This is a genomic window from Paenibacillus sp. N119s (assembly GCF_059447605.1).
The window spans coordinates 1-5,755 of record NZ_JCAJRU010000280.1 but is presented as its reverse complement, the minus strand read 5'-3'; the positions used below and the strand labels follow the sequence as shown (position 1 = coordinate 5,755).

At 44.3% G+C, this 5,755-nt stretch carries 5 protein-coding genes and 1 pseudogene; 4 read left to right on the top strand and 2 right to left on the bottom strand.

Annotation, left to right across the window (positions count from 1 at the left end):
- The 3 genes and pseudogenes from AC5V8P_RS22700 to AC5V8P_RS22690 form a co-directional block, all read left to right on the top strand.
- Positions 1–125 (top strand): annotated as a pseudogene (locus AC5V8P_RS22700) (MerR family transcriptional regulator); the annotation flags it as partial.
- A 360-nt stretch (positions 126–485) separates the two neighbouring features.
- Positions 486–1,067 (top strand): RNA 2'-phosphotransferase, encoded by a 582-nt coding sequence (locus AC5V8P_RS22695; protein WP_064796916.1) that lies wholly within the window; start codon positions 486–488, stop codon positions 1,065–1,067.
- 114 nt (positions 1,068–1,181) lie between these two features.
- Positions 1,182–1,292, top strand: coding sequence for a YjcZ family sporulation protein (locus AC5V8P_RS22690; protein ID WP_208738441.1), 111 nt, complete (start codon positions 1,182–1,184; stop codon positions 1,290–1,292).
- A 214-nt stretch (positions 1,293–1,506) separates the two neighbouring features.
- Here the strand turns inward: AC5V8P_RS22690 and gntK are convergent, their stop codons facing one another.
- Positions 1,507–3,054, bottom strand: a complete 1,548-nt coding sequence (gene gntK, locus AC5V8P_RS22685) for a gluconokinase (protein WP_064796917.1) — start codon at positions 3,052–3,054, stop codon at positions 1,507–1,509.
- Positions 3,055–3,311: 257 nt separating this feature from the next.
- A complete protein-coding gene (locus tag AC5V8P_RS22680; RefSeq protein ID WP_063213895.1) occupies positions 3,312–4,001 on the bottom strand; it encodes a GntR family transcriptional regulator in 690 nt (229 codons plus the stop codon).
- A gap of 191 nt (positions 4,002–4,192) precedes the next feature.
- Between AC5V8P_RS22680 and map the strand changes: the two genes are divergently transcribed.
- Positions 4,193–4,939, top strand: coding sequence for a type I methionyl aminopeptidase (gene map / locus AC5V8P_RS22675; RefSeq protein WP_013369117.1), 747 nt, complete (start codon positions 4,193–4,195; stop codon positions 4,937–4,939).
- Positions 4,940–5,755: the final 816 nt, after the last annotated feature.

Sequence of the window (5,755 nt, the reverse complement as noted above, 5' to 3'; positions counted from 1 at the left end):
TCGAAGAAGAAAGGGATCGACAGTTAATTACCAATTTACGTACCTACCAGGGCCGACAACGTAAATCGCGCAGTTCGCTGCTGTCCTGGCTCGGTCTGACACCGCGTAGCCGTAGAGAGGCATAGCGATCATTATTTTGTCTAAAAGACCATCAGCTCTTTTTGGTTCTGATGGTCTTTTAGCGTATTGTGTTTGTTCGCTTTGAGGCACGAGGCGTTGGGGTCTGACTTACTTCGAAGATTAATAATTCCTGATTTAATATGGAAAAGTATAAAGAAGAGATAAGAGGAATCCTTAATTTTATGTAGAAATATCTTTTAAATCTACAAGGTTCAATGGTGTATTCTTCGAAATCACAGTAAAAAACAATCAGAAGCGGTCGTTCAGAATTATCAAGATCATGACGAGAATGTATTTAACATCATTTAGAAGAATACATTCAAATAAAAAGATGAAACTCTTTTGTTAAAGGTAGGAGAAACTCGATGAAGAAACAAAAGGAAGATATGAAGCTAAGTAAAATAATGAGCAAAATGCTGCGACACAAGCCCGAGGAATCCGGGCTTAAGTTAGACATTACAGATGGCTCCTGTACTGTAGAACACTTACTTCAAATCATTCAAAGCTTGCCAGGCTGGTCAGGTGTAAAGCAGACTGATATTGAGCGGATCGTACGCAATTCAGATAAGCAGCGTTTTGAAATCCATAACGGTAGAATCAGAGCTAGATATGGACATAGCTATCAAAAGATAGAGTATACTCCCGGGAATCCACCAGATGTACTATACCATGGTACGAATAAGCAAGCATTGCCATTTATTATGGCAGATGGTTTAGATCCTGTTGGCAGACAGTATGTACATTTATCTGAAAGCACTAATTTTGCAGCATTGGCAGGGAGCCGAAGAGGTGAATTGGCCATGCTCAAGGTAAACACGATTAAAGCAAGAGAAGAGGGGATCGCCTTTTATTATGCAGGGCATGAAGTATGGCTAGCCGAGTGGATTCCTTGGGAATTGTGCAGTATTGATGATGAGGAAAGCAACAGTGGAGAGGTTAATACATAATGCTAGTCCCCAAAATAAACAGGCATTCGCCGCAAAAATGGGGGAATGCCCCCTTACACATTAGACCAGGTCTACATACAATGATTCTGTAAATGAGCGAAAGGAGTGCTGCACATGAGTGGCGTAGGCGGTTGGGGTCACGGTATGGGAGCCTGGACATCTGTAGGAGCGATTCTGGTACTATTTATATTGCTGGTGATTATCTCCAAAACCCTGTTTCTATAATTTCGGTCATAGCCGATTTCCTGTGAAATACACTGATGTTGCTCTACATGACGAAGGGCGCACAATAATAAAGCGAAGACCCTGATGAGATGGGTCTTCGCTTTATAAGTTTAAGGAGCCTATGGCTTCGCTGCTTGGTTTAACATTATATTTCGTCACTGTTTTCTGTGGTGTGGATAGGAATTGGTGTAATAACGATGTTTATTCTTGTAACTCAAGACTGTAGGGACTTGGCCTGAAATTCTGCAATATCCTTGAACTCTTCTTCAAATTTACGCGAAATACGAATATAGATCGGCAGTAAATCGCGATAGATATCTACATGCTCTGGCGCAGGTTTATGCTGATGAGTGGTGCCGATCATACCAGATACTGCATCTAGCGAGTCAATTTGCCCCAACGCATACAAGCCTAGAATAGCTGCACCCAGGCATGAGCTTTCCAGACTTTCTGGAATAATGACTTCTTGATCAAAAATATCCGCCATGAGCTGCCTCCATAGCTCGGAGCGTGCAAACCCACCCGTGGCGTGAATGACTGACGGTCTGTCGATGACCTCCTCCATGGCGAGCATGACTGTGTATAGATTGAACAGTACGCCCTCCAGTGCGGCACGAATCATATGCTCTTTTTTGTGGCGGAGGGACAGGCCGAAAAAGGAGCCGCGCGCATTAGGGTCCCACAGAGGAGCGCGTTCGCCGGATAAATACGGAAGGAAAAGCAGACCGTCCGAGCCGGGACGCACTTGTTCCGCGATTTGGGTCAGTACATGATACGGATCAATTCCTAAGCGTTTGGCAGTTTCCACCTCAGAGGCTGCAAATTCATCCCGTATCCAGCGGAACACGATACCGCCATTGTTTACCGGGCCGCCGATAACCCACAGCTTTTCGGTCAGGGCGTAACAGAAAAAGCGACCTTTATCATCGGTGAGAGGCTTATCAACTACAGTCCGGATGGCTCCGCTGGTGCCGATGGTAACAGCGACAACTCCAGGCTTGATCGCATTCACGCCGAGGTTGGACAAGACACCGTCGCTGGCTCCGATCACAAAAGGGGTCGTCTCCAATAAGCCCATGTCATGTGCATAGGTCGCATCCAGTCCTTTTAGCACATGAGTTGTCGGCACCAACTCAGACAGCTGCTCCTTCCTCACCCCTGCAATGATGAGCGCTTCCTCGTCCCAATCCAGCTGCTTCAAATTCATGAGTCCGGTAGCGGAGGCGATCGAATGATCCACGACATATTGGTGGAATAAACGGGCAAAGACGTATTCTTTTATGGAAATAAATTTGTACGTCTGGGCTGCAACATCCGGTAAATCCCGTGTAATCCACATTAATTTCGTCAGTGGTGACATAGGATGAATGGGTGTTCCAGTGCGCAAATAAATATCGTGTCCGTTGTATTTATGCTTGAGCGCTTCAGCCCATTTGGCACTACGGTTATCTGCCCAAGTGATGGAGGCAGTCAGTGGCTTACCGTTCTTGTCCACCGCCAGAACGCTGTGCATAGCCGAACTGAAGGAGACGAACAGTACATGTTCGGCGGGTACTCCGCTTTGTGTCATGACCTCTTGCACTGTCGTTACGACAGCTTTAAAAATATCTTCAGGGTCCTGTTCTGCCGCATCCGGCTCAGGTGTATGGAGTGGATATCCCACATGATGCTGCGCAGCAATATTGCCGCTTTCTTCGAAAAGCACTGCCTTGGTACTGGTCGTGCCGATATCGACGCCGATCATATATCGGGTGTTGGTCATGTTCAATCTCCCCCTCACTTACCTTATTAGCTATTATCGTTAAATTAACACATTCAGCAGCATAATCAAACCGAATGCGATCAGGGAGAGGATGGTTCATAACATTCAAAAGAATGAAGGCAATAATATGTATAGATAAATGTATACTTGTCGACAATCTAGTCTAAAAAGAGAACCGCGTCAGTTGGAGTGCGCAGGGACTGGCCCCATAAAGGACGCGATACATTTGGCCTTTGTCAGGTATGTTCCGGCTAGGATCATGTCTTTCTATAGGAGGATAATACGCTATCGTTAACAGCGTTGCGAGTGTCCCGATAATGTTCCTCAATGAGTCGGGATAACTCTTGATCATTCCCTTGTTTCAAAGCATTTGCGAAGGTGCGGTGCTTGTGAATCGTGACTTGAGATTCTTCGATGTTGGACGCAAATCGTTGTTCGGTCGCAGCCAGCATAACCGTTAGGATCAACTGTCTCATGCCATTCCAGGTATGGAGAATACGGGTATGGCCTGCTTCCAGAACCAGAGCTTCATGAAAATTAAAATCTTGAAGAGAAAACTCAGCGATATCCTTGTGCTTGAGAGCGACTTCCATTTTGTCGATCATCTGATTTAAAGTGGTTACCAATATGGTGTTATCCTTATGTACATACCTTTGAACAACAAAATGCTCGATCAGCATTCGTACGTCGAATAGCTCCTCCATATCAGCGGGTGTCATGCCGATCACAACCGCCCCCATACGCTCCAAGCGGATAAGTCCTTCGCCCGAGAGTACTTTCATGGCTTCACGCACAGGAGAACGACTGGTACCAAAATCAGCAGCAATCTGATTTTCAGATAGAACAGTGCCGGGCGTCTGCACACCGCGTATAATCTGAAGCCGGAGCTCACAAGTAATCCTTTCTCCGAGTGATGCTCCCTGTAACCAGGTTGTTGGATATTTCATAGAATACTCCTATCCTGCAAATAATTTTGCATACTTGTATAAAAATTATGGAGTATTATATAACCCGTTTAGTCCCTTGTAAACGGTATCAATTGACATCGGTTCCATTTCACTGCTTTTAGCGTTACAATAGAAGCAGAAAAAGAAACAGTGAAAAGTGGAACGAACACGGATAAGAAGGAGAACGTTTAATGATTATCATTAAAACCAAAGAACAAATTGAAAATATGAAAAAGGCTGGCGAAATTTTGGCTGCCTGCCACCGGGAAATTGCCAAAATGATTAAGCCAGGTATTACGACACTGGAAATTGACGCCTTTGCGGAATCATTTATGAAGAAGCATGGTGCAACACCGGAGCAAAAGGGCTATAACGGCTACCAGTTTGCAACTTGTGGTTCACCTAATGATGTAATTTGCCACGGCTTTCCGAACAAAACACCGTTGAAGGACGGCGACATCGTGACGATCGACATGGTTGTGAACTTGAATGGCTGGCTGGCAGATTCTGCTTGGTCGTATGCGGTAGGGAATGTGTCTGAGCAGGCACAAAAGCTGTTGGACGTTACCAAAGAGTCTTTGTATAAAGGAATTGAGCAAGCCGTTGTTGGTAATCGGATCGGCGATATTTCCCATGCAATCCAAACTTACGCGGAAGCCGAAGGGTTCTCAGTCGTACGCGAATTTATTGGGCATGGCATCGGGGAAGAAATGCATGAGCAACCGCAGGTTCCGCATTACGGACCTCCACACCGTGGACCACGCTTGAAAGAGGGTATGGTCATTACAATTGAGCCGATGCTCAACACAGGCACATACCGCAGTAAAATTGATGCGGACGGCTGGACCGCACGTACGTTGGACGGCGGTTTGTCGGCACAATATGAGCATACGTTGGCAATTACAGCAGACGGTCCAATTATTTTGACGCAGCAATAAAAGCAGCATCCAATAGTAGTTTACAGATGAGCAAATAAAGAGAGTTAGGCATATTACAGAAAAAGGGGTGTCCAGAGGGGCAACCCCTTTTTGTTACGTTCATTCTATAAAAGAATTTTCTGGTGCTGATCCTCCGCCATTTTTAAACAATTGCTGGATTTTACTTTTCGTGCTCCAAAACACATGAAGGTTTTCGTGGTATTCAAAAACAAGGTCATTTTCTGACTCAGTTATGGTGCTTACTCTAAAGCAACGCCTACATTATTGATCGCCCACTCTAGACGTCCGCAATGTCATCAAGCCACTAAGCATGAAAAGCATTTTTTAGATGCAATAGATCTGTTTAAATACTCGTGTGAATTATAATGAAGAAAAACAAATTCGTTGATGTACATATATAGTAGAACCGGTATTTGCAAATCGATTATTTATTATTAATTGGGATTATTTTCATGTTGTAATCAACAAAACAAAATGGTATATTAATTGAGCTGACAACAAAACAGCCGTTTCATAAGATGATAAATAGGGCGAAATAATCTTTGTAAGAAAGAAGAAAAAATAACCCTTGCATTTTTGAAACGAACATGATATGATCTTATAGCTGCTGAAAAACGCGGCGAAGAAGAAAGTTTGATCTTTGAAAACTGAACAACGAGTGAGTAAACTGATTTTGTTCGCAAAATCAAACATGAGATATTTTATCTCGTCAGTTTCAAATGAGCTAATCGCTCTTTCGATAAACCAGCTTCGGTTGGTCTTTAATGGAGAGTTTGATCCTGGCTCAGGACGAACGCTGGCGGCGTGCCTAATACA

Bases quoted from the DNA above. Each gene is read 5' to 3' on its own strand.
- AC5V8P_RS22695 (WP_064796916.1), top strand. From the start codon at position 486: ATGAAGAAACAAAAGGAAGATATGAAGCTAAGTAAAATAATGAGCAAA.
- AC5V8P_RS22690 (WP_208738441.1), top strand. From the start codon at position 1,182: ATGAGTGGCGTAGGCGGTTGGGGTCACGGTATGGGAGCCTGGACATCT.
- gntK (WP_064796917.1), bottom strand. From the start codon at position 3,054: ATGACCAACACCCGATATATGATCGGCGTCGATATCGGCACGACCAGT.
- AC5V8P_RS22680 (WP_063213895.1), bottom strand. From the start codon at position 4,001: ATGAAATATCCAACAACCTGGTTACAGGGAGCATCACTCGGAGAAAGG.
- map (WP_013369117.1), top strand. From the start codon at position 4,193: ATGATTATCATTAAAACCAAAGAACAAATTGAAAATATGAAAAAGGCT.